The organism is Enterococcus durans NBRC 100479 = LMG 10746, assembly GCF_001544215.1.
GTDB lineage: Bacteria > Bacillota > Bacilli > Lactobacillales > Enterococcaceae > Enterococcus_B > Enterococcus_B durans.
On record NZ_BCQB01000009.1, the window covers coordinates 17,862 to 41,289 of the forward strand.

A 23,428-nucleotide genomic window follows, 5' to 3' on the forward strand; every position below is an offset into this window, starting at 1 on the left:
GTTATTTTATGTCCGCCATGTCTTCTTCCACCAAGTAGCCATCTTTCATGCGATACACACGGTCGCTCCATTTGATCATTCGCGCATCATGTGTGACCATAACAGTGGCCTTTTGTTTTTCATGCGCTTCTTTCACCAATAATTTCACCACTTCATATGCATGGTCAGTATCAAGGCTTGCAGTTGGTTCATCTGCTAAGATCAGGCTAGGATCATTGAACAGTGCCCTAGCAATTGCTACACGTTGTCTTTCTCCACCAGATAAGTCTTTTGGATAGCTGTCTTTCAATTCATAGATATCCAGCGATTTTAGCAACTCATCGGTCGTTGTTTCTGCTTTCTTTTGATGGCTGACCTTATCTACTAGATAAAACTGTTCTTTGACTTTTAAAAAGGGAATCAGATTGGAACTTTGAAGGATGAACCCAATTTCTTTAAAACGGAGATCCGCCCGTTTCTTCTCTGATAGATTCAAAAACGATTGCCCGTTAATCGTGATCTCTCCTGATGTTGGATTCTGCAATCCACCCGAAATCGTCAAGAAGGTACTTTTCCCTGATCCAGAAGGTCCGATGATGCTGACAAATTCTCCTTGCTTCACTGTAAAGTTGATGTCTTTCAAGGCGGTTACTTCTGTGTGCCCTTTGCCAAATTTTTTGACAATATTTTTCATCGTTAAAATATCTTTCATCTTCTTATCCTCCTATTGCCGTGATTGGATCAACTTTTGCAATGGTCCGAACGGAAAATACGCCGCCGAGCATAGCAACTACGATCAAAACGCCACTATATAGTAGCCATTGATTCCAGAAGATCGCAAATGGCATCGCACTTGGCAAGATCAAACTAGTAAGATAAGCAAATGCTACTGCTAAGACCACACCGATGACCCCTACAATAAATGATTGAGCAATCAATGATTTTGCAATAAAAGCATTGCGGATGCCTTGTGCCTTCATCACGCCAAAAATTGCTGTCTTTTGTAAAGTGATCACGTACATAAAGATCCCTACAACTGCCGCAACGACTAAGAATAGGAAATAAACCATTGCGTTAAGTGTCATATTCTGTGCAGAGTACCCAGGTAAACTGTCAATAAATTCTGGGATCGCTAATTTTTGGAGCGTTTTAGACGCAGCATCCTGATTTATCGTAGCCTTTTCTTTTGTCACGATGGCATTGATTGGTGCCTGACTTTCAGAAGCAAATGGCTGATCACCAAATTTCAGGTGGGTCCAAGTAGCTAAATTTGTATAAATCACTGGAGAAACAGTATAGTACGTTTCTGGGAAAATCCCAACGATCGTTAATTCCTGATCATAACTGCCAATCTTCAATTTATCTCCAACCTTATACGTATCTTCCGCCAGATTTTGAGAAATAATAATTTCATTTTCTTTGGTAAACATCTGACCTTTTGTTATTTTGGGAAGTAAAAATGCATCATTTGTCGTTCCGAAAACAGCGACATTTTCTTTGTTTTTCCCTTTCACTGCCCCACTATATAAGCCAATCGGTGCTTTTTCTTTTGCATCGACGTGTTCAAGATCTTCTCTGGTCAATTGTGAAGCGGCAAATACTTGATTGGCATCTTCTGATAAGACGATTTCTTGGGCTCCCCAATCATCGATGGCTTTTTTGAATTCTTCGGCAAGTCCACTCGCCAGTCCTGACAGCATGAAAACGACGTACGCGATCAAAAACATAATGCCGATGATCAGACCATAGCGTAATTTCGCATACCGCATTTCTTTCATTGCTAAAAACATCTTTCTTCCTCCTCTAACCAATTTCTTCCAAGTGACGAATTGTCACTACAGATGAAAGTATATCCCTCGAGTGACATTTTGTCACTTGATATATTCTGAAAAAAATAAATTTTTTAGTTTTTCTCTTTTTTGAAGCCTTTCTTCCACATTTTCTGACTTCCTCCTCTTAGTCAAATAGAGTAAGATCAGAACGAATAGAAGGTATTTTATCGAATATTTATAGAAATAACGGGCTTTAAGTTTTTTTTATGGTATCCATGATAAACTTGAGAAGACCAACTATAATGAGGTGAACGAATGATAAAATTACTAATAGTCGAAGATGATCGTGTATTATCTGACAACATCAAAGAAATTCTTTCAGGCATTGGCGATATCACACAAGTATATGATGGCAGTGAGGGACTTTATGAATTAGAAAGTGGCGTCTATGATCTAGCTATCCTTGATTTGATGGTGCCTGAAATGGATGGTTACGAAGTATTAGCACTTGCCAGAAAGGCAAAAATAAAGACCCCAGTTTTGATTTTGACTGCTAAAGATGGCTTAGAAGATAAGATCCAAGGCTTTGAACGCGGCGCAGACGATTATTTGACTAAACCTTTTTACCGTGAAGAGTTGCTCATGCGGACCAAAGCTCTACTAAAACGGTCGTTAGGCCTCTTCGACGAAAATACGTTTGAATACAAAGGAATGATTTGTGATCTACACAAGAATACTGTCACTTTTGCTGAAACGGTTTTGCCAATCCAAGGAAAAGAATTTGAACTACTTGTTTACTTTTTACAAAACCAGCGGATCATTCTTACCAAAGAACAGATCTTTGACCGAATCTGGGGATTTGATTCGGATACGACGATCACTGTCGTTGAGGTCTACATGAGTAATTTACGTAAACATCTGCGTCAGACAGGACTCGATAAAGAAATCAGAACATTACGGAATGTCGGTTATATCATGCAAGGAGAGTGATTTGATGAACGGGAGTATCTCTCGAAAACAGCGTAGGCGCTTTTTTTTAGCCAACGTCACAGCTTTTGCCCTGATTTTCTTTTTATTAGGTTTGATCATGCTCCAAGTCTTGAACCAATCCGCCTATCGAGAAACGGATCTTTCACTGGAAAAAATAGAGCCCGACTCTCGAATGGTCCAACTTGAAATTGCCCGTTATCAACAAGGCAATCCTTTTTTGAATGTCTCCCCTCCTGGACAGGAAAATTCGTCGCAGCAATTAGGACCTATAGGGGATCGTTTCAACACACAGATCGTTCTCTGGTCTTCTTCTGGTGACATCCTAAATAAAGATGCTATAGGGGGCCGATTCAACCAGCTGGAAGAATTGAAGCTCGACACGAAAAATCTCGGTACGATCCAGTCTATCGACCTAAAATCAGAAGGTTCGGAAGCACCGTTATCTTTTCGTTCAGTGACCCAAAAAGCGAGTTCAGATCAAGGAGAAGTAGCCTATATCCAAGTGCTCTCCAATACGAATCAGATCAAGAATTCACTCGCTAATTTTCGAACGATCATGATTGCTTGCATGGTGTTTTTTTGGCTGATCTCGATCGCTATCAGTTATTACTTATCAAATTTAAGTATGCGCCCTATCTTGGCATCATGGCGCCGTCAAAAAGAATTCGTAGAAAATGCTTCCCACGAATTAAGAACACCTTTGACGATCATTCAAAATAGTTTAGAACATCTTTTTACGAAGCCAGATCACACGATCCTAGATGAATCGGAAAGTATTGCGCAAGCACTTGCTGAAACACGGCGACTTACAGGACTGACCTCTGATCTATTGACGATTGCCCGAAATGACTCAGATGAACGAACGATTGACAAAACGATGATCCAGTCTACAACATTTTTAACCGAACTAGTCAAACCATTTGCAGAAATGGCAAAAATCGATGAAAAAAGTTTCACCTGTGAGTTAGGTAAAGATACGAACGTGCAAGTGGATGCTAAAAAGATCCATCAGGTACTAGTGATCCTTTTGGACAATGCGCTAAAATATACGCAAGCTGGCGATCAGATCATCCTTACTTCCAGTACGACACACAAAGACTGGACGATCCATGTGATCAACACTGGTCCTTCTATCAGCAATCAAGAGAAACAACGGATCTTTGAACGTTTCTACCGTGAAGATCACTCACGGTCTAAAGGAACTGGTGGATACGGACTGGGCCTTGCTATTGCTAAACAGATCGTTGAACAACACCAAGGTGAACTGACAGTTGCAGATTATCAGCCACGCGGAGTCGATTTTAAAGTTCAGCTTCCCATTAAATAACCCGATTTCTATTCGTACAGAGCCAACGAGGTCGAGACAAAAGTGTTTCTTACTTTTGTCCCACGCTCGTTTTTTTTTGAAATTTCCGAAAAACCTGACTTTTTATTTATTTTTTGGCAGAATTGAGATTTAAACTAGTAAGCTTACAAATGGTTTAAGTCTTTTATAACTGGGGAAAAAAGTAAAAATAAGGTACAATATTATTAAAGAAACGGAGGTGTTTTCATGGATCAGAAAACAAGGAAAAATATTCAAGAAAAGCTAAAAAAACGTACGATGCAGCTGCCTCCTATCTTCCAGGAATTTTTAAAGGAAAATCAAAAGACGTTGTCATTGAGCAGCCGTTATGAATACGCAAAAGACTTCCATTTATTTTCAGATTACTTAAGAGATACCTATGCAGAAGATGTGACCGATCAGCTGATCATCCATTTAGAAAAAAGGGACTATTTGAATTTCTTACAGAAAGTCTATCGTCATACTCGTTCTTTTCAAACAACCGCTGAACAAGAAACGAATCAGCAATTCAAAAACGGTTATTATGGATTATCTAGAAAACAATATTCTTTGAATCATTTTCTTCGTTATCTTTACCAAACAGGTCGATTAAAAAAAGAGATCTCACTTTTGGGTGAAACCTTGCCAGAAACGACATCAGCCGCGCCGCGATATGTGGATGCTTCATTACTTGAGAACTTCGATACCCTATTTATTCCTAAAGAGGGGTTTAAAACAACAAGAGAAGCGAGTTTTGAAGAAAAAAATCGTCCAAGGAATCTAGCGATTTTAGCTGTTCTCTTTTATTGCGGACTAAAAATCCACGAAATTGTCGAATTAAAAAGAAAAAACATCGAATTAGACAAACAAATGATCTACATCGATCGAAAGGTAAATCGGCTAGACAAAGCAGTTATTCCAAATGAAGCCCTACCTTACCTCACCCATTATCTTGAACTTACTGAAAAAGATACAACAGCCGAATCATTTGTTTTTCGTTCCTCTCATGATCAGCAGATCTCTCCGCGAACGATACGACAAATCTTAAGTAAAGTTACAATAGCGAACAACCTATCGCCTGAGTTATGCAGAAAAACCTTTGGCTATTACGTTGGTCTTTATTTGGATGATTTAGATACTGTCAATTATTTATATGGAAATCGTTACCTTAGTCCTCATTCCTTTGAGGAAATCAGTAAAAAAATGCGTGAGTTTTCGTATAGAGAATTTGCGAAAGAAACACGGAGGAACAATGACTCCCTAACGATATAAATTCATGTTCGATCAAAAATTCGTCACCGCATGAGTAGTTGGCGAATTTTTGATCGTTATCCTTTCTGAACACTTATCCCGATATCAGTGATTTTTTCTAATTCTTCGACGGTAAAATAAGCCCCAGTTTTTATAATTTCATCATCAATGACCACAATCGGTAAACTTTCCAGATCTTTTGTTTCCAACAAAGAAAGAATTTTAGGATTACTAATAAAAGGCAAGATAGAGTCATTTAAAAAATATAGATTCGTTTCTATCTGTTTACTTTTTGTCCGATTATAAAATTCCTTTAACATCGTATCCTCGTGTAATGATTGAAAAACAAAAAGATTTTCATCATTGTTTCTATTTAAAGCATAGTAAGAAATAATCATTTTGTCGATCCTCCTGCCGTATAAGAAACTGATCCTACATCAAACATGTCATAGACTTGCATAGCTAATTTCACACTGTAATACTGCCTCTTTCCAGTTGAAGTGTTGTCTTTGATTCCTCACCTGTTTGTTCGACAATTGTGCTATCTTTAATCATGTTTCCAGAAATCCCAATGCCAATAAGAGAAACTACCAAAATAAAAATAGACTAAAAAATTTTTCATCGCTTTTTCCCATTGCTTTTTTAAAGAAAGCGCCCTTTCAATTTCACTATATATCTTATTCTAAAAATGTATACTGTTATTCCAAGAACGACGTTATTTTTAGTTCCATTTTTGATACTTCTTAGGTTTGTATGTTGCTACATATATTTTGATTCTCCTTCCTTTAATAACTCCCCTAAGATACTCTCGCAATCTCGCCAATTGCAATAAACATCTTGGACATTTTAAGTTTGCACACTCTGAAAATTTATCAGAGTACATGTAAAGTATCAAACATCTGACAAAAAATTCACAAAGTTATCTATTTTTTATTTGGTATTTATGCTAAGATTGTAGCTGTATTTGGAAAGTAAGTGATTATTTTCACATAATGAATTTGCTTTCCATCTTGTATACTAAAGAAAAATGGAGTATGACCTATGGAAACTGTTGCTTATTCACCACTAAATCTTTTTTCAAATTTCCAAGACGCAGCAAATCAAACACCAGATGCTGCAATCATCTTTGATCAGCCTCTTTCCGCTTTTCCCGAACTTGGTTTTAAAAGCACTTACAGCGACACCTGTGCTCGTGTATTGACTCGTGCATATCAACTGGCTTCTCTTGGAGTTGGTCTTGGGGATAAGATCATGATCTATAAAAGTTCTGCTTTCGACACTTATTTACTTGCTGTCGCTTCTGCTTATTTAGGTGCGATACCTGTAATGACTTCGTACCATTTACCAACGGCGACGATGGAAGTCTTTGTTGATCGTTTAGAAGATCCTTTTATCTTGTTCGATGAAGAAACAGCCGGACGTGTCGCGGGTATCACGAATGGAACAAAAGCAAAACAAATCTCTGTTACTCAATTACTGGAACAAACTGCTGAATCAGTAGAACAAAAACAATTATCCGATGACGAGATTTCTTACATGACCCATACTTCAGGAACTACGGGTATTCCTAAATTGATCTGCCATTCAGCTAATTCAATGGGCTGGCGAACAACATGGCAAAAAACAGTCTTCACTAAAATTGCAGAAAAGAAATTAGTGGCTTTTCACATCTCCCCTGTTCATTCTCGTTTCAATATCGGGATTTCTTCTTTGATGGCTATGGGCTTCCCAATGATGCCTTTGGCGAATCCTCAAGGTGAACATGTGGTATCGATGTTACAAAAATATCCGCCGATTGCTTTAGAAACGCATCCAAACAATTTTGTTCAATGGAGTTTTACCGCAAAAGAACATCCTGAAGCATTTGCTGGTATAAGATACTACCACTCTACTTTTGATGCAATCAATAATCAAACGATGGAAACATTCCTGGATACTTCTGATACGAAGGATGCTCTATTCTTACAAGTCTATGGCCAAAGCGAATGTGGACCGATGATCCTTAAAGCGCATACACTTGAAAGCTTGCAGACAAGTAACGCCAGAGATATGGGTGTGGGATTAGGTGAGTTGACAAAAGCGCGTATCACAGATGAAAGTGGCGAAGTTGTCCCTGTAAATACGGATGGACATATCCAGCTTTTATCTAAAGGCCGGGCGTTGACCTACTATAAAGAAGACCAACGTTTCCAAGAAAATGTTTATGGCGCTTGGTGGGATAGCGGAGATTATGGCAGTATGGATGAAAATGGCCATTTATACTTAAAAGATCGGCAAGTCGATTTGATCGATACGATCAATAGCAATCTAGCCATTGAAGATTTTTTACTAGATTCCCTAGACTTTCTAGCAGAAGTTGTGATCGTACGGGATAAAGAAAATGCACCACAACCTATCATTGCTTTAGCACCAAAACAAGCAATGGATTGGGATCGTTGGTGGAATCAAGTACATGAGTTGCCACGTTTAAATAAACCAATCATCATGGACTATGACGAAATTCCTCGGACAGCGACGATGAAAGTCCAACGGTTGCAAATCGAAAAAGACTTGAAAGCACAATAAAAGAAACAAAGATCAAAAAAGGAGTTATGCCAGAAGTGATCCGCTTCTAGGTATAACTTCTTTTCTTGTTGGTACATATAGTTTGTAACTATTGAAAAACTCACATATGGGTAATATCCTCTTCTGGCTCTACTCTTTTTTTCCCTGAGTCTTTCCTTTCGATTGGCCATCTATCCCTATGTTCTGCCTCCATTAGTATGGCTCTTAAGGGTCTTCTATCAGTAGCTGGGAATTTCCATTCTGAAAGGATATAATTTAAATTGTTATAGGTATGTAGATCTTCTTCATCTAAGCGAATGGCTATCATTTGTTTTCCTTTTTCTGTTAATGGGCTGGTTGTTCCACAGAGGGCTTTTAGTTTCTTTTCCGCTTGCATCTTTTTATAATTGTATTCTATATCCCCGTTACCATAAGAAAAAATTTCTAACGCTGTTTCAAGTTCCTTTTTTTCACGATAAAGCATGACTGCCTTACCCTTATATTGCTTGATTTGCCACATTTTTTGTTCTAGCAAATCTTTATTTTTTTCTAGGATATCATTCAGGAATGGCTTGAGACCCAAATAGGGATGTTTTTTTACTTGCTGAATCAAGTCGTCAAAACCTTGAAAATTCTTCTTGAATTTTGAATAGGCTACTGGCTTTAATTCTTGTTTAAGTTCAGCTATTTGTGATTTTATTTGTTTCTCGTTCTTTTGAAGCAGCTTGAGTGTAGAGTCTCGTAGCTCTGTGTATCCCCTTCTTTCGTTTAATAGCAACCGAAGTAGATCATCCATATAGCGCATATCATTAAAATAAAGCTGGTGATGAGTATTAGGTCTCCTGAACCACTTCCATCTGGTGGAATCTTTATCGTAAGTTGGATGGTGCTTCATATTGTCATTAAAATAGTTGATGATGTGCTTCTGGATTTTTGATCGCACTTCTGGAACTGACAGTAGTTCCTTATCGATGTTCAAACAGTCATCATAAAGATTTTGATAGGTACGAGCCATCAGAGCAAAGTCTTTTTCGAGTGGAACAAGTTTAGGATTTTCATTGTTGATACATGCAACCAATAGATTCTCTTGAAGTGTTTCATCGGTTATTTTTGTGAATTTGTGATTTTTTATATATCTAGAGTAAGTCTCTATTTCTTTTTTATAATGTTTGTCTTGGTAATGCACCCAAATGTCATTTCTAGGGATCAATGTCACCGGTTTTGGTTCAATACCACTATTTCTAACCGAATGATCTTCTTTAGATTTTTTGGCGGTTGAGTTCAATTTTGTTCGTCCGGTTTTAGTAAATGGGCGACTGGTTCCGCAGAGTGCTCTTAGCTCCTCTTCTTTTTTCTGCTTTTCTCCGATAATTTCCTTCACTTCGACAGATTTTTTTACGTATTTTTCTTTAAAAGGATAACCTGATAATTTAGCTTCGATTGCTGTCAGTTCCAAATAGACCTTTCTGATTTTTTTCAACTCATCATCCATACGTTTTATTTCGTTTGGGATATCCTGTCTATCTATACCCGCTATATATGAATCAAGTTGAATGTCTGACTTTGCTTGAAGTTTTTCTACTAGTGCTGTCAGTTCTTCTGTTGATGATCGGGCTTTCAGCTTTCGATAGGCTTTTCGTGTGAGCTGTGGTTTTATTTCTTGCGTTTTTTCTTTGAGATTTTGATACTCTCTTTCCATGGCTTTTAGTGTAGTATACCGCAATAAGCTATCATTAGAATATGGGATAGATGCCATAAGGAAATCCCTCCTTTTCGACTTGATTTGTTGAGGATTATAATCTCAGCGCTTTTTTCTGTTTTTCGAAATGATTCTTCTCTTTTTCATCCAGTTAATCGAGACTAGTCCGAGGTTTCTACACTGCAATAGCATGTTTTAACTATTAGACATATCATATATGGGTAATCATCATTTCTGGTTCTGTCCTTCTTCTACATACATCCGTACTCTCAGAAACGTTTTTTCGCTTCTCTTTCGCTTGGTCCATCCTATCTTTGAGGAGCTTCGTATTAGTAGCGGATAAATTCGGCTCTGAAAAGACATGAGATGATTTGCTCTGTTCTTCTTTTGAGCGCACTATTTCTTTTCCTTTGTCTGTAAACGGACTGGTTGTTCCACAGAGAGTTTTCAGTCTCATTTCTACTTGTGTCTTTTCAGTTTTCACCAGATTGTATTCATCAGAGCTTTTGTTATAAGGAAAAGTGTTTAGTGTTTTTTCAAGTTCCTTTTTTTCACGATAGAGCCTAATTACCTCGTCCCTATAGTTATTGATCTGTGCTATTTTTGGCACTAATGCGTCTTTATTTTTTTCTAGTATATCGTTCAAGAATGGTTTGAGATCTAAATAAGGATGTTTTTTTACTTGATCAATCAAGTTGCTAAATCCTTGGAAATTCTCCTTGAATTTTGAATAGGCTGCTGGAGTCAACTGCTGTTTAAGTTCATTCGTTTCTGTTTTTAGTTGCTGTTCATATTTTTTAAGAAAATTAAGTGTAGAGTCTCGTAATTCAGTATACCCAGTTCTTTCGGTTAGTAGAAATTTATGTAATTCATTAATATAGCTTCTATCGTTAAATTGAAGTCGATAATCATAAGTATAAACTGTAGCACACTCCCACCTACCTAAATCTTCATCACGCTGAATTTTGCGAGAATAACCAACGGGCACTTTAACCCACGCCCATATAATTCCATATTCATCGTTATAGGGCGAATATCGATCAAGAGTTTCAGTAAAATAGTCGATGATATGTTTCTGGATCTTAGATTGCACCTCTGGAACTGACATGAGCTTCTTATCGCTATTCAAACAGTTATCATAAAGATTTTGATAGGAACGAGCGATTACCGAATATTCATCTTCAAATGGAATAAGTTTAGGATTCTCATTATTGATACACATGACTAATGGATTCTCTTGAAGTGCTTCATCTGTTATTTTTGTAAATTTGCGTTCATTCACATAGTTAGTGTAAGTGTACGTTTCCTTCTTATAGCGATTATTCTGCTTTTTCGCCCATAAGCTTTTTTTAGGGACTAACACAAAATCCTTTTGCTCTGCCTCACTTTTATCTAGTCCATTCGCTTGATATAAATCTGATGGAACGTTCAATTGTTCCTTTCCTTTTTTAGTAAAAGGGTGACTGGTTCCACAAAGTTCTCTGAGTTTGTCTTCTTTTGCTTGCTTCTCCCAGATGAGCTGCTTGACTTCGGTGGATTTTTTTCCATATTTTTCTTTAAAAGGATACTCTGAAAGTTGCTTCTCAATTTTTTTCTTTTCTATATACACTTTTTTTATTTCTGCCAGCTGTTTGTCTATATTCTCTAGTTTGCTTTGGTTATCCTCTGCATTTTTCTTTTTTAGGGTCTTCAAGTAATTTTGGAGGTGCTTTTTATTTCTCTGTTGCATCTCCCAGATACTTTCGGTTTCACTATCTTCTTGCATAGCTTCCAATTGACTTACTAAGTCGCTTTCACCATATATTTCTTCTTGCATAGTTTCCAAGTTGCTTTCAGGTCCGACATATATCTCTTCTCGTATAGCTTCCAGTTGAGTTTTCAATCTTTCTTTCCCCGACCAAGTTTTAAGGTTTCGATAGACTTCTCGTGTAACCTGTGATTTTAACTCTTCCATTTTTTTTTTGGAAAATTCATAGTTTTTTGTACTAGCGATCATCGCATTGTAATATACTACATTCTTCTCATGATTTTTATAAAGTACCATAAATAAATCCCTCGCTTTTTATTTATTTTGTTAAGTAGCACAATTCTTTATACTGTATCAGCCAAAAAGTGAGTCTATTTATTCATAAAATTCTTTTTCTCATTTTTGAAATCAGCATATTTTGTTACACACAGTATAGTAGACATTTGAAATAGAACTGAAACTTTTTTCTTTTATTTTTGGAATAATTATTTTCTTCTTTCAATAGTTAGTATGAGGTTGAGGTATGAAGCAAAATCTTTACTTCGTACGGAAACCATGTATCTAAAATTGGCTGACTTGAATATCCTCCAATTGGCTGTTTTCTTCTGCTTTCAATTTAGGTATACTGACACTTGTGAAGTGGAGGGAAACGAATGAAAAAGATATTGACGATTGGCGGATCGGATCCCTTTGCGGGTGGCGGAATCCAATCTGATCTAAAAACGTTTGAGAACTATCATCAGTTTGGAATGAGCGCACTTACTTGCGTAGGGATGTTAAATAACGAAGGTGATTTTATTTTGCAAAATGTTTCGCCTGAATGGTTGGAGCAACAACTTGTTTCAATTGATCAGATGGTCAACCTAGATGGAATAAAGATCGGCCTCCTAAATTCTATGGCAGCAATCGATGTTGTGACAGAATTTGTAAAGAAAAAGACAGATATCCCCATCGTTCTTGATCCGGTTTTGGCTTTCAAGGAAACAGACGATCTAGCTCAAGATACGTATAGTAAACATTTAGTCGATCACTTATTCCCATTGGCGGATGTTGTTACACCAAATCTAAAAGAGGCTGCCTTGCTTACCGGTAAAAACGATTCGTTCCAATTAGAGGAAATACGAAAAATGGCCAAAGAAATATATTCATTTGGCAGTCGATCGGTGATAGTCAAAGGAGGCGCTGGTGTATTTGGTGAAGATGCAGTTGATGTATTATATAGTGAAGTGGAATTCGAAAGTTTCCACTTGAAAAAAAGACCTTCAATAACTGTTAACGGTGCTGGCTGTACTTTCTCTTCTGCTATAACAGCTAATCTTGCGAATGGTACTTCCCTTTCTAAGTCAGTCGCTAATAGTAAAAAATACGTGTACCAATGCATTATAAACGGCGTCATGATGAAAGATGGCACAGGAAGTGTCTGGTCAGGTGGCGAAATGAAGGAGGATGATTGGATTGACTACTAAACACATAACGATTTATGCTTTGATGATTGCTTTAACTGTGGCACTTTCACTGACAGTATTGATTCCAGTACCAGCAACAAACGGATTTGTTACTCTCTGTGAAGCGGGAATCTATACGACTGCTTCCCTATTCGGTCCGCTCGGCGGTCTGACTGTGGGTGCAGCCAGTGGACTCTTGATCGACTTGATCTCAGGTTATCCTCAGTGGGCTATTTTTTCTTTTTTGATCCATGGTCTTCAAGGCTTGATAAGCGGCTATTTTGCTAAAAAATCAACAACAAGCTGGCTCATTGGCTTAGTCTTGGGTACATTCGTCATGGTCATTGGCTATTTGTTCGCTGGGTGGTTTTTGTATGGATGGCCTTCTGGCATAGCTTCTATCCCAGGAAACATGATTCAAAATATTGTAGGAATTGGCTTAGCGATCCCATTGACTTCAGCGATCCAACGTCTGCAATTAAATAAAAAAATCAGCAAATAAAAATGGTTGTATATAAAAAAGGAATGGTAATTATGGAACTGACAGAAATTCAGTTAAAAAAACAATTAACAGAAATGGTCAACGATGTTCTGACCGAAGCACATTTAAAAGCCGGTGATCTTTTCGTATTAGGTTGCAGCACGAGTGAGGTTGTTGGTGGTCATATCGGTAAAAATTCGAGCGCTGAAGTTGGACAATGGATCATCCAGACACTCAAAGAAATACTTGATCCTTTGAATATTTCACTAGCTGTCCAAGGGTGCGAACATTTGAATCGAGCATTAGTTGTTGAACGAGCAGTGGCCGAAAACAAACAATTTGAGATCGTGTCTGTCAAACCAGCTCTCCATGCAGGTGGCGCCTGCTCTGTCGCAGCATTTGAACAGTTTTCAGATCCTGTGGAAGTTGAACATGTTGTTGCTCAAGCTGGTATTGATATTGGCGATACGGCCATCGGGATGCATGTCAAACATGTTCAAGTACCTGTTCGCCCTAGAAACAACACGCTTGGTGCTGCTCATGTAACAGCATTGCGCTCACGTCCAAAATTTATTGGCGGTCCTCGTGCCGTCTATGAATAAAAAGCTGAACCCCAGTAGAAGTTGATCTTCTACTGGGGTTTTGGATATATAGAATACAGAACTATAAGATATGATTCATTGTAGGTTGTTTAGTAGCATAGTTTTTTAAATACTTCTTACGAAACAAACAATCACCTTCTCTGTATCCACTAAATTTCAGAATCAAAATAGAAAACTGCTAGTTCTCAACTTTCTTATTCAGCTTATTGCAGCTATTTCCATAAAACGGATAGTAGCAGATGAAGGATAAATATACCACTCACAGCTAATACAATCAGGAGTACACTAGGCCATAACTTTTGTTCCCCGTTTTTCTTATCATATGAATCCTTCGTCGTACCGCCAAACATTAAACCCCAAAAATCAAAAAGATTCACTATACTCCCCTCCTACTTTCTTTATTATTCGTATATAGCTTATCAAAAAAACGCTTTCTTTGTTCCTAAATATCCTGAATTGGTAGGAAAGTACTCCTGAAATACTACTAATTCTCTAATATACAATTTTTGGTGCTAAAATTATTAAAAAAAATCCTACCAAAGTGGAATTTTTTTTGTTTCCAATAGGTCAAAAATCATAAATTTAAGTGTTGTTCTCTGCTTAGTATCAGAATTTTTTAGCACTAAATAGAGCTAGAGTACAAACACTTTTAAAATAAGTAATGCAATCTTTCACTAAAAACGACGTCTATAGTTGATTGGCATAGTCTTTATCCATAGTATCAATCAAAGGAATCATTTGTGCTACATAATTTTCCGGTTTGATTTGTTGATTGTTCATCCAATGAGTAGCTGAACCGTAAAGTGCCCAGCTTAACGTTACAGAAAATGCCTCAATTTCTGGATTAGTTTTATTAGGCCACTGTTTATGTGCCCATTTCGACAGAAAAAAATGAAGTTCATTTTTAAAATGGATCTCTATTTCTGGTGAAAATACTTCATAACTACGATAGCATTTGCTTTTAATTGACAGTTGAAATTTTGTGATGGATGAAAATATTGATTTTATAGTATCTACATTGATTACCTTGTGGTTACTTACCTCTTGAATGACATCTCTCATGAAGCTTTCTCTTATTACTTTTTCAAGTAAGTCGTATTTATCGTAAAAGTGATTGTAAAAAGTTGCATGGTTTATTGTTGCGGTATCAGTTATATCTTTAATGGTTATGTCTTTAAAATCTTTTTTTGCTGTTAATTCAATAAAGGCCTCCATAATTAGATTTTTAGTGCGGATAACTCGTGGATCTATTTTTTTGGTCATGTGATTCACTCCTATTTAATAGACTATTTACGGCATCTGTCGCTTAAACAATGATTACGCTACATTGTCGATTGCTTAAAGGGTTCCTGCTTGCTATAGTTAATATACAATAAATGTCGCATAAACGAAAGTTGTTGGATTAAAGTGTCGGAATCAGGTGTTGATGTGCTACTATCAATAGACATCAAGTGTTCAAATTCTGGATATTTTGATCCATAATTTTTTAAATTATGAGGCATTAATAATAATTTGGAGGTATTTTTATGATGAAGATTGGCGTCAGTGGTGCAAGTGGAAAATTAGGCGGAGCTGTAGTTAACTACTTATTGGAAATGTCTAATGAAAATAGTATTGTTGCTATTTCACGCGCTCCAGAGAAAATCAAAATAGAAGGTGTCCAAGCACGATTTGGAGATTATAATCAACCATCCTCACTTTCAGAAGCATACCGTGGATTAGATAGATTGTTGTTGATCCCATCACTAGATGTTGGTCATCGCCTTGAACAAAATGCTAGAGCTATTGATGCAGCAGTAGCCGCCGGCGTTTCTCACATTGTTCTTATGTCATCTGTTGGGGCAAGAAATGCCGAAAAAAGCAACATGGTGGCTGAACACTTTGCTAGCGAACAATATTTAATGAAAAATGCAAAGAAATGGACGATCTTGCGTATGAGTTATTACACAGAAACGCTTATCGAGGATGCTCAAATGGCTCTATCTTCTGGTGTATTGACTGGTTTTACTGAAAATAAAGTCAGCTTTGTTTCTCGCGACGATTTAGCTGCAGCTGCGGCCGGAATCCTTTCTGGTGAAGGACATAATGGTGCAATTTATGCTGGTACCGGTCCAAAAGCTTTAACTGGTGCTGAAAGAGTAGAAATATTATCTAAAGCAATCGGTTCTCCGTTATCTTATGTGACTGTATCTGTAAGCGAACTTCAAGAGCAACTTCAAAACGCTAATCTACCAGAGCCAGTCATTTCTGCCATTGTTGGGACTCAAAAAAACTTTTCAAATGGAGATTTTGATATCGTTACTGGAGATATTGAAAAGCTGTCTGGACGCCCACCTAAAAGCCTTGAGTCAGTCCTTTCGAACGTTACATTCTAGGATTTCTAAGAGTTTAAGTAATGCTCTCTCTGCCGAATTTAAAGCAGAGAAAAAATAAAAAATTTTAAAGATGAGGTTGGGACAGAAGTGTTTAACTTCGAGAAATAAGAAGAAATTAACGTAAACTGCTTTTCGATTTTTTGTGAATTTCGGCTTATTTCCAAAATAGTTGCTTCTGCTCCCATCATTTATTCGTTTTTAGAGAATGAGATAAAAGTGTTTCTTACTATTGTCTCATTCTCTTTTTTATGAAAAAAAGATATAGTTTGCTATTATACAGACAAAACAAAATAATGTTTGCTATTTGACAAATAAAGACGTAAATATTAAAATAATTTCAAACATAATAAATTTTGTTTGGAGTGAGTTAGATGAAAAATGATATTGTTTATGAAATTACTGATTATGCTCGGGGGTATTATCAGGACCAGGATCACTTCCATTGTTTGTATTGTGAAGCAGGATTTGAGGATGGTTTGATTTATCCTAGTGAGACAGTAACTGGTCCTTGGAAAACGGCAGAAAAAGCGATGCAACAACATTTACAGCAGGTTCATCAAGGCCCTCTTTTTGCTTTGTTACAACAGAATCGCGAAATTAGTGGGCTGACAGAGATCCAACAAACTATCTTGAATTTATTTGCCCAGAGATTGAGTGACACCGTGATTGCACAACGTCTAGGAATTTCTAGTTCAACTGTCCGCAACCATCGCTTCAAATTGAGAGAAAAAGAACGACAAGCTCGTGTTTTTTTAAGTATGATGAATTTATTGGAAAGTGAGGACTACTTGCCACCACATATCGGTGCAAAAATGGTAGATGAACGCTATCAAATCACTGTTAGCGAAAAAGCAACCATCATCGCCAATTACTTTACTGAGGATGGCCGTCTCCGCCAATTTCCTAGCAAGGAAAAACGCAAGATCATCGTTCTAGGAGAAATCGCAAAGCAATTTGAACCTGCTAAAAACTATTCAGAAAAAGCAGTCAATGAGATCCTGAAACGGTTTATTGCTGATTTTGTCACTCTTCGCCGCTATTTGATCGAATACGGTTTTATGCAACGGACGAAAGATGGGAAAACTTATTGGGTGGTGACTGCATGAAGTGGCGAAAATTAGATTGGCCACAGGATCAAACGGAATTTCGGGATTTTCTATTTGCAAATAAAGATTACTTCACTGAGTATCAAACGTATTCCCCTAGTGATGAGGAAATCGAACAAGAGTTTTTTTTATCGATACCAACACATGCTCAACTAACACAAAAAGAAGTATTTGGTATCTACCAAGCTGACCAACTGATGGGTGTGGTAGACTTACTGCATGATTATGAGCGTGGGACAAAAGTAAGAAACACTTTTGTCTCATACTTTAAAAACGAATAAACGGCGGGAGCAGAAGCAACTCCTTCGGAAATAAGCCGAAATTAACAAAAATTTGAAAAGCAATTTTCGTTAATTTCTTCTTATTTCTCGGAGTTAAACACTTCTGTCCCAGCCTCTTTGTTGGTGATTGATCTGCCTTATCGCCAACAAGAGAATGGGCAAATCATTTATCAGCAACTGGAGCATTACTGCTGACAAAAAGGAGTGAAAACATTGCGTTTAGGAGTGCTGGTTGATAACCTGGCAGGTCGGAGGATGTGGGAGAAACAAGGTTTTGTAAAAATAGATGCCAAAATCATCAATGGCAAACATCATCTTGTTTGTGAAAAGAAACTAGTCTAAAACAAACACCAGAACTAGTAAGGAAACTCTTACTAATTCTGGTGTTTAGTTGGGTTATTTAGTGGATTTTGTATTTTTTTACAATTTCTTATATAAGCATGCTTCATAAGGTTCTAATGTACCCGAACTCTTGAATAATCGATCTTGTTGATTTGTGTTGGTAAGCAACAATTGCCAAGCGTGTTGACTCACTTCTTCAGTGAATGTATATTCTGCAGGATCATTCGTTAAGTTGACGATCACTAAGTAACGATCTTGTTCTAAGATTCTTTCGTAACTATATACCTGTGAATGCTCCGTTAGATGTTCGATGAAAGAACCATAGATCAAACCCATATGGGCACGACGGATTCGAATCATTTTCTTATAAAATTGCAAGATCGATGTGGGATCTTCTTCCTGATCTTCCACATTCAATACAGGATAATTTGGGTTGATCATTAGCCATGGCTGATTAGTCGAAAATCCAGCAAAGTCTTCTGCTGACCATTGCATTGGTGTTCTACCGTTGTCTCGGGTCGTGTCTGCAACGATGTCCAGTGCTTCTGCCTCTGATTTTCCTTCTTGAATCAATTGTCTGTATAGACGTTTGGAGTCGACTGCATCGATTTCCTCAATAGATGTAAAAGGTGCATTGGTCATGCCGATTTCTTGTCCTTGGTAAATAAAAGGCGTGCCTTGTAAAAAGAAATACATCATTGCAATTGCTTTGGCAGAAATCGCCCAAAATTCTTCGCTCGTATCGCCAAAAACAGAAACCGAACGAGGAACATCGTGGTTTTCCATATACAAGGCATTCCAGCCTTTGCCATCTAAAGAAGTCTGCCAATCACTCAAGGCTTTTTTTAACTGCAACACATCAAGTTCGCCTTCTTTTTCATGTTTCCATATCGAGATATGATCAAATTCAAAAATCATATCAAAATAGCCATCAGGTCCTACCCACTCTGGTCCTTCCTCTGCCGTCACCCCACTGGCTTCGCCAACAGTCAGGATGTCGTACTCGTCAAAGACATCTTTTAGTTCATTCAAATGTTCTTCGATTCCTGAGACATTTTGAAAAGGCGAGAAAGGATTTTCGGTGGCTTTCACGGAATATTTATCTTTTTTGACATGGGAAATCGCATCTAAACGAAAGCCATCGATACCTTTATCTAACCACCAGCGGATCATCGTGAACAATTCATTTTTCAACTGTGTACTTTCCCAGTTCAAATCTGGTTGTTCTTTTGCGAAAATATGCATATAGTATTGTTGGATTTCCGGCTCATATTCCCAAACGGAGCCACCAAAAATCGATTGCCACTCATTCGGTTTTTCCTCAGGTATGCCATCTACCCAAATATAATAGTCATGATAGGGATTTTCTTTTGATTTTTTTGCTTCAATAAACCATTCATGTTGGTCGGAGCTGTGATTGATAACCAGATCCATGATAATCTTGATACCTGCTTGATGGGCTTCTGCTAACAATAGATCAAAGTCTTCCATGGTCCCGAATTTACCAAGAATCCCTTGGTAATCACTGATATCGTAACCGTTATCAATAAATGGTGAAGGATAAATAGGATTGATCCAAATAAAACCGATGCCAAGATCTTTTAAATAAGGGATTTTTTCACGGATCCCATTTAGATCTCCTATTCCATCCCCATTGCTATCCTTGAAACTCGCAGGATAAATTTGGTAGCCGACAGCTTCCTTCCACCATGCTTTTGCGTATGTCATTTTGCAGACCTTCCTTCCTGTAACTTTCTTTCATTATAAAGGAAGTTGCACCAATTGTGTGTCTGTTACCGTTAACATATAGAAGGAAGCCAGTGCAGATAGAGTCAACGGCTCACGATTTATCATCGTATTTTTTAAGCTACCTACCTTTTGATTATTCCTCTGTTTCCAATTTACCCACTACGAAGATGTACGAGCATGCACCAATTAATGCAATAGCAGCTATGAAAACAAGTGCGGAAGAAAAATTCCCATTTGCTACAAGGTAACCAATGACGATCGGAATAACAATGGAAGAAAGAGCGCCACATAGATTGAAGATACCGCCAGCAAGACCAAGCAAATTACTAGGAGCCAAAAGAGTAACAAACACCCAGGTGATTGTTGCAAGTCCATTTCCGAAAAAGGCAACTGACATAAAAGTGATGATCAGATATGGATTTGATGTGTAATTTGCTCCCATGATCAATAGAGTCAATAGTAACCCTGTGATGACAGGTATTTTGCGTGACATACTTTTAGAAAAACCACGCTTACTTAATTTATCCGATACATAACCAGCTAATATAACTCCGACAAAGGCAGCTAGATAAGGAATACTTGATAAAAAGCCAGTTTTGTTCAAGGAAATACCTTTTTCTTCTGTCAAATAGGATGGAAACCATGTTAAGAAGAACCAGAATGTTCCACTAATAGCAAATTGACCAATGTAAATACCGATCAGTTTTTTTGTAAATAATTTTTTCAAATTTTCTTTTGTTAAACTAGCCTTGGGAGCTGTATCGCTGACTTCTTCAAAAACTGCTCCACCAGCTTTGATATAAGCCAATTCTTGTTGGCTCACCCATTTATTCTTTTTTGGATCAGAATACAAAACGTACCAAACAAATGCCCAAATGATCCCGATCACTCCTGTGACAATGAATAATCCACGCCAGCCGATGGAGTTATGGATCGCATATAAGATTGGCATGGAAAATGCTAAACCTAAGAACTGTGCAGAAGAATAAATACCGATTGCTGTTCCTCTTTCATTTTCGGGAAACCAATAGGAAATTGCACGATTATTTGCAGGCATAACTGGAGATTCAAAGAAACCTACCCCTAAACGTAATCCTAAAAAATGGCCAAAATTATGGATACTTACTTGAAATAGTGTCATTAGTGACCAACCAAATAAACTAATGAAATACATGATTCGCGACCCAAACTTATCTAGCAGGATTCCACCTGGCACTTGCATGGCTGCATAAATCCAGCCAAATGCTGAAAAAATCAATCCTTGTTGGACTGTCGATAAGCCAATTTCTTTTGCCAATTCGGGCATTGCAATTGATACATTCGTACGATCCATATAATTGATAACGATGTTAACAAAAACTAAAGCTAGAATCACATAACGCATTTTAAACTTATTTTTTGGTTGTTCAACATTTTGTAGTGTATTCATGTTATTCTCCTCCATAGATTCGGACTTCATATAATGACTTGAAATTGCTACCATTTGTTTGATGTAGATGTAGTTCTAATTGTTTTGTTTTCACTTTTCGGAACAGATGATTCTTTTGTCTGCTCCGATTATCCTCTTCTTTTGCAAGTCGTACTCTCTCTCCATCAACAAGCGCCCAAATTTCATAATCTTTGATCAATTCGGGAATAATGTCAAAAGCAGTTCGGTGATGATGAAGATTCACGAGGTCTTCATTGACGTCATCATTTAAAGTCAATAAAACTTCTGAAATCGTCTGCGGTGTCTCCCAATTGAAACAAAGGACTTCCGTTTCTTTTGAACCAAGCTTAGATACCCATACATTTGGCGAACCAAATGGACGTTTATACCCGTTTGTGATCTGTTCTTTTGAATAACTCGTAGTGGGAACATTGAATACCACATTTTTACGATTGATTTTTTGATTTGTCCAATAAAGGATAGGTGATTCGCGCACATAATCATGTAACTCTGGTTGACGTAATTCTTGGATCGGGTCTTCAATGAAGCTTAACACTCCAGGGATAACTGTTTCGCTAAGATGCGTTACTACATGTTGATTTTTCTTTAATATTACAAATAAGTTCTCTGGTTCTGCAAGTGTCGGTAAAACAACAGGATGCCACGCACGTCCTTTTGCTGACAGTTGAACCGTTTGTGTCCCTACTTTTTTCTTTGGAATGTAATTTTCTTTCCTACCAGTCGTGTAAAATTCAACTTCTAATTCTGTCTCTGCTTCTGCTTTTAATAAGAGATTCACTGTTTTCGGGTGGTTTTCCAGATAAAATTGGAAACCGACACTTTTTGTCAGTGGAAATTCTTGCAGCTGTTCAGCCTCCGTATCGATCGTTTGCAAAGAGCTTGTGGCACTAATCTGAGCAGTACGTGCTAAATCTTTGGAGTCATTATTTTTCAGTCCAATAACTGAAGCATCATTTTTCAACATTCTTTGCTGATACTCATTGAGATATGACGTATAGATATCTCTAGGTGAGCAATGCAATTCACTAGCCATTGCTGCTGCTGTTCCTGCTGCTTCGCCTAAGATTGCACAAGTAGCCATTACTCGGATCGTTCCAAAAGCTACATGACTAGCTGAGACATTACGGCCAGCGAAATAGAGATTTTCGATATTTTTTGAGTACAGCATCCGGTAAGGTAAATGATAGATCCCATCTGCTACGACATGACGAGCGCCGGCTGCATCTGTGTACATTCCTGTTGAGGGATGTAAATCGATTGACCAACCACCAAATGCAATGCGATCTTCAAAAAATGTTTGATCCTCGATATCTTTTTGAGTAAGCACGTAATCGCCAATAAACCGACGTGACTCGCGTTTTCCAGGAAGAGTCCCTATCCATTCTAAATCTAATGTATCAGCTTCATATTCTCCTGAGTTTTTGATATGATCCCAAATACCATACACTACTGATAACAGTTCATCTCTGATCTTTTCATTATCGTGGATCGTATCCAGCTCCCCACCCCATTCAATCCACCAATAGGCACAACCATTATCAGTTGGATTCAATGTTCGATTTTTTATGATGGTAGTATCTGTGATTTTTTTCGCAAATGATGGTGCAATAAATTTGGTCTTTTCTCCGGTATCTTTTGTATAAAAAAGCAATGTGCTTCCTAACATTCGATCATCTGCAACTTCAGGTGCAAGAGATTCATCATACATTTCTCGACTTTCTCTTCCCATATGGAATTCTGCTTTTGCACCCTCTCCAACTATGCCATCACCTGTACAATCAATGAAGTACTCTCCTAAAAACTGATAGGTATTTTCTGCTCCTTGTGTTCGAGCAATCACAGATGTGATCGTGTGTCCTTCTACTGTAACATCAATGACTTCCGTATTTAAATAAAGTTGGATATTTTGCTCTTCTTTGACTTTTTCAAGCAATAACAGATTCCACTGAAAAACATTCCCCTGTGGATTTCTAAACTGATTTTCTAAAAATAATTCACCCATGATCCCTGTCTCGCGTGCGTACCGATTTACACCGTGTTTTGTTGCGCCACATACCCAGACACGGATCTCACTACTGGAATTCCCCCCTAGAACACCGCGATTTTGAATCAATACTACCTGTTTTCCTTCTCTTGCTGCTGCAATTGCCGCACAGATGCCTGCTAAGCCACCACCAATAACGATGATTTCACTTTGTATCTGTTTCATGTAACCGCTCCCTAATTCATGATATTTTTATTATAGTTTTTGTGATATATTTAACAATATACAAATTAGTCTTGTTTTTGGC

At 37.6% G+C, this 23,428-nt stretch carries 20 protein-coding genes; 11 read left to right on the top strand and 9 right to left on the bottom strand.

The window, feature by feature from the left end; translation table 11 throughout:
- Window position 1: 1 nt before the first annotated feature.
- Window positions 2–691 carry an ABC transporter ATP-binding protein gene (locus ED2_RS04020; protein ID WP_005877712.1) on the bottom strand — a complete coding sequence of 230 codons (690 nt, stop codon included), beginning with the start codon at window positions 689–691 and terminating at the stop codon, window positions 2–4.
- 4 nt (window positions 692–695) lie between these two features.
- Window positions 696–1,769, bottom strand: coding sequence for an ABC transporter permease (locus tag ED2_RS04025; protein ID WP_005877710.1), 1,074 nt, complete (start codon window positions 1,767–1,769; stop codon window positions 696–698).
- A gap of 297 nt (window positions 1,770–2,066) precedes the next feature.
- Between ED2_RS04025 and ED2_RS04030 the strand changes: the two genes are divergently transcribed.
- The 3 genes from ED2_RS04030 (at window position 2,067) to ED2_RS04040 (ending at window position 5,337) form a co-directional block, all read left to right on the top strand.
- Window positions 2,067–2,741, top strand: a complete 675-nt coding sequence (locus ED2_RS04030) for a response regulator transcription factor (protein ID WP_016176651.1) — start codon at window positions 2,067–2,069, stop codon at window positions 2,739–2,741.
- A 4-nt stretch (window positions 2,742–2,745) separates the two neighbouring features.
- Complete coding sequence (locus ED2_RS04035) at window positions 2,746–4,068, top strand: sensor histidine kinase (RefSeq protein WP_016176650.1); 1,323 nt, start codon at window positions 2,746–2,748, stop codon at window positions 4,066–4,068.
- A 225-nt stretch (window positions 4,069–4,293) separates the two neighbouring features.
- Entirely contained in the window at window positions 4,294–5,337 is a 1,044-nt protein-coding gene (locus ED2_RS04040; protein WP_005877704.1) for a tyrosine-type recombinase/integrase, read from the top strand.
- A gap of 56 nt (window positions 5,338–5,393) precedes the next feature.
- Here the strand turns inward: ED2_RS04040 and ED2_RS04045 are convergent, their stop codons facing one another.
- Window positions 5,394–5,714 (bottom strand): arsenic metallochaperone ArsD family protein, encoded by a 321-nt coding sequence (locus tag ED2_RS04045; RefSeq protein ID WP_016176649.1) that lies wholly within the window; start codon window positions 5,712–5,714, stop codon window positions 5,394–5,396.
- A 643-nt stretch (window positions 5,715–6,357) separates the two neighbouring features.
- Between ED2_RS04045 and ED2_RS04050 the strand changes: the two genes are divergently transcribed.
- Complete coding sequence (locus ED2_RS04050) at window positions 6,358–7,881, top strand: AMP-binding protein (RefSeq protein ID WP_005877699.1); 1,524 nt, start codon at window positions 6,358–6,360, stop codon at window positions 7,879–7,881.
- A gap of 100 nt (window positions 7,882–7,981) precedes the next feature.
- Here the strand turns inward: ED2_RS04050 and ED2_RS04055 are convergent, their stop codons facing one another.
- Both ED2_RS04055 and ED2_RS04060 read right to left on the bottom strand, forming a co-directional pair.
- The gene (locus ED2_RS04055; protein WP_016176648.1) at window positions 7,982–9,616 is read right to left on the bottom strand and encodes a hypothetical protein; all 1,635 of its coding nucleotides are present in this window, start codon (window positions 9,614–9,616) and stop codon (window positions 7,982–7,984) included.
- Between the two features lie 154 nt (window positions 9,617–9,770).
- Complete coding sequence (locus ED2_RS04060) at window positions 9,771–11,513, bottom strand: hypothetical protein (RefSeq protein WP_229090074.1); 1,743 nt, start codon at window positions 11,511–11,513, stop codon at window positions 9,771–9,773.
- 446 nt (window positions 11,514–11,959) lie between these two features.
- Between ED2_RS04060 and ED2_RS04065 the strand changes: the two genes are divergently transcribed.
- Genes ED2_RS04065 through ED2_RS04075 form a run of 3 tightly spaced genes read left to right on the top strand, consistent with a single transcriptional unit; the run spans window position 11,960 to window position 13,834 of the window.
- Entirely contained in the window at window positions 11,960–12,772 is an 813-nt protein-coding gene (locus ED2_RS04065; RefSeq protein ID WP_005877692.1) for a hydroxymethylpyrimidine/phosphomethylpyrimidine kinase, read from the top strand.
- Window positions 12,762–13,253 carry an ECF transporter S component gene (locus ED2_RS04070; RefSeq protein ID WP_005877690.1) on the top strand — a complete coding sequence of 164 codons (492 nt, stop codon included), beginning with the start codon at window positions 12,762–12,764 and terminating at the stop codon, window positions 13,251–13,253. Before ED2_RS04065 ends, ED2_RS04070 begins: the two co-directional genes overlap by 11 nt.
- 32 nt (window positions 13,254–13,285) lie before the next feature.
- Window positions 13,286–13,834, top strand: coding sequence for a TIGR01440 family protein (locus ED2_RS04075; RefSeq protein WP_005877688.1), 549 nt, complete (start codon window positions 13,286–13,288; stop codon window positions 13,832–13,834).
- Between the two features lie 687 nt (window positions 13,835–14,521).
- Here ED2_RS04075 and ED2_RS04080 read toward each other — a convergent pair.
- The gene (locus ED2_RS04080; RefSeq protein ID WP_016176645.1) at window positions 14,522–15,097 is read right to left on the bottom strand and encodes a TetR family transcriptional regulator; all 576 of its coding nucleotides are present in this window, start codon (window positions 15,095–15,097) and stop codon (window positions 14,522–14,524) included.
- A gap of 263 nt (window positions 15,098–15,360) precedes the next feature.
- Here ED2_RS04080 and ED2_RS04085 point away from each other — a divergent pair, with 263 nt between their 5' ends.
- The 4 genes from ED2_RS04085 to ED2_RS15960 all read left to right on the top strand — a co-directional run bounded on the left by ED2_RS04085 (window position 15,361) and on the right by ED2_RS15960 (window position 17,938).
- Window positions 15,361–16,209: an SDR family oxidoreductase gene (locus tag ED2_RS04085; protein WP_005877686.1), complete on the top strand. Its 849-nt coding sequence runs from the start codon at window positions 15,361–15,363 to the stop codon at window positions 16,207–16,209.
- 371 nt (window positions 16,210–16,580) lie between these two features.
- Complete coding sequence (locus ED2_RS04090; protein WP_005877684.1) at window positions 16,581–17,315, top strand: DUF2087 domain-containing protein; 735 nt, start codon at window positions 16,581–16,583, stop codon at window positions 17,313–17,315.
- Window positions 17,312–17,596 carry a hypothetical protein gene (locus ED2_RS04095; RefSeq protein ID WP_016176644.1) on the top strand — a complete coding sequence of 95 codons (285 nt, stop codon included), beginning with the start codon at window positions 17,312–17,314 and terminating at the stop codon, window positions 17,594–17,596. The genes ED2_RS04090 and ED2_RS04095 overlap by 4 nt, the downstream gene beginning before the upstream one ends.
- A 213-nt stretch (window positions 17,597–17,809) precedes the next feature.
- Window positions 17,810–17,938, top strand: coding sequence for an N-acetyltransferase (locus ED2_RS15960; RefSeq protein WP_255209465.1), 129 nt, complete (start codon window positions 17,810–17,812; stop codon window positions 17,936–17,938).
- 78 nt (window positions 17,939–18,016) lie between these two features.
- On the opposite strand, the gene ED2_RS04100 is transcribed toward ED2_RS15960, so the two are convergent.
- The 3 genes from ED2_RS04100 to ED2_RS04110 form a co-directional block, all read right to left on the bottom strand.
- Complete coding sequence (locus ED2_RS04100) at window positions 18,017–19,666, bottom strand: glycoside hydrolase family 13 protein (RefSeq protein WP_005877679.1); 1,650 nt, start codon at window positions 19,664–19,666, stop codon at window positions 18,017–18,019.
- Window positions 19,667–19,820: 154 nt separating this feature from the next.
- Window positions 19,821–21,116 (bottom strand): MFS transporter, encoded by a 1,296-nt coding sequence (locus ED2_RS04105; RefSeq protein WP_005877678.1) that lies wholly within the window; start codon window positions 21,114–21,116, stop codon window positions 19,821–19,823.
- 1 nt (window position 21,117) lies between these two features.
- Entirely contained in the window at window positions 21,118–23,346 is a 2,229-nt protein-coding gene (locus ED2_RS04110; protein ID WP_016176643.1) for an FAD-dependent oxidoreductase, read from the bottom strand.
- Between the last annotated feature and the right edge of the window lie 82 nt (window positions 23,347–23,428).

What these genes read in the sequence shown, in the direction of transcription:
- ED2_RS04020 (WP_005877712.1), bottom strand. Translation starts at nt 691, where the DNA reads ATGAAAGATATTTTAACGATGAAAAATATTGTCAAAAAATTTGGCAAA.
- ED2_RS04025 (WP_005877710.1), bottom strand. Translation starts at nt 1,769, where the DNA reads ATGTTTTTAGCAATGAAAGAAATGCGGTATGCGAAATTACGCTATGGT.
- ED2_RS04030 (WP_016176651.1), top strand. Translation starts at nt 2,067, where the DNA reads ATGATAAAATTACTAATAGTCGAAGATGATCGTGTATTATCTGACAAC.
- ED2_RS04035 (WP_016176650.1), top strand. Translation starts at nt 2,746, where the DNA reads ATGAACGGGAGTATCTCTCGAAAACAGCGTAGGCGCTTTTTTTTAGCC.
- ED2_RS04040 (WP_005877704.1), top strand. Translation starts at nt 4,294, where the DNA reads ATGGATCAGAAAACAAGGAAAAATATTCAAGAAAAGCTAAAAAAACGT.
- ED2_RS04045 (WP_016176649.1), bottom strand. Translation starts at nt 5,714, where the DNA reads ATGATTATTTCTTACTATGCTTTAAATAGAAACAATGATGAAAATCTT.
- ED2_RS04050 (WP_005877699.1), top strand. Translation starts at nt 6,358, where the DNA reads ATGGAAACTGTTGCTTATTCACCACTAAATCTTTTTTCAAATTTCCAA.
- ED2_RS04055 (WP_016176648.1), bottom strand. Translation starts at nt 9,616, where the DNA reads ATGGCATCTATCCCATATTCTAATGATAGCTTATTGCGGTATACTACA.
- ED2_RS04060 (WP_229090074.1), bottom strand. Translation starts at nt 11,513, where the DNA reads ATGGAAGAGTTAAAATCACAGGTTACACGAGAAGTCTATCGAAACCTT.
- ED2_RS04065 (WP_005877692.1), top strand. Translation starts at nt 11,960, where the DNA reads ATGAAAAAGATATTGACGATTGGCGGATCGGATCCCTTTGCGGGTGGC.
- ED2_RS04075 (WP_005877688.1), top strand. Translation starts at nt 13,286, where the DNA reads ATGGAACTGACAGAAATTCAGTTAAAAAAACAATTAACAGAAATGGTC.
- ED2_RS04080 (WP_016176645.1), bottom strand. Translation starts at nt 15,097, where the DNA reads ATGACCAAAAAAATAGATCCACGAGTTATCCGCACTAAAAATCTAATT.
- ED2_RS04085 (WP_005877686.1), top strand. Translation starts at nt 15,361, where the DNA reads ATGATGAAGATTGGCGTCAGTGGTGCAAGTGGAAAATTAGGCGGAGCT.
- ED2_RS04090 (WP_005877684.1), top strand. Translation starts at nt 16,581, where the DNA reads ATGAAAAATGATATTGTTTATGAAATTACTGATTATGCTCGGGGGTAT.
- ED2_RS04095 (WP_016176644.1), top strand. Translation starts at nt 17,312, where the DNA reads ATGAAGTGGCGAAAATTAGATTGGCCACAGGATCAAACGGAATTTCGG.
- ED2_RS04100 (WP_005877679.1), bottom strand. Translation starts at nt 19,666, where the DNA reads ATGACATACGCAAAAGCATGGTGGAAGGAAGCTGTCGGCTACCAAATT.
- ED2_RS04105 (WP_005877678.1), bottom strand. Translation starts at nt 21,116, where the DNA reads ATGAATACACTACAAAATGTTGAACAACCAAAAAATAAGTTTAAAATG.
- ED2_RS04110 (WP_016176643.1), bottom strand. Translation starts at nt 23,346, where the DNA reads ATGAAACAGATACAAAGTGAAATCATCGTTATTGGTGGTGGCTTAGCA.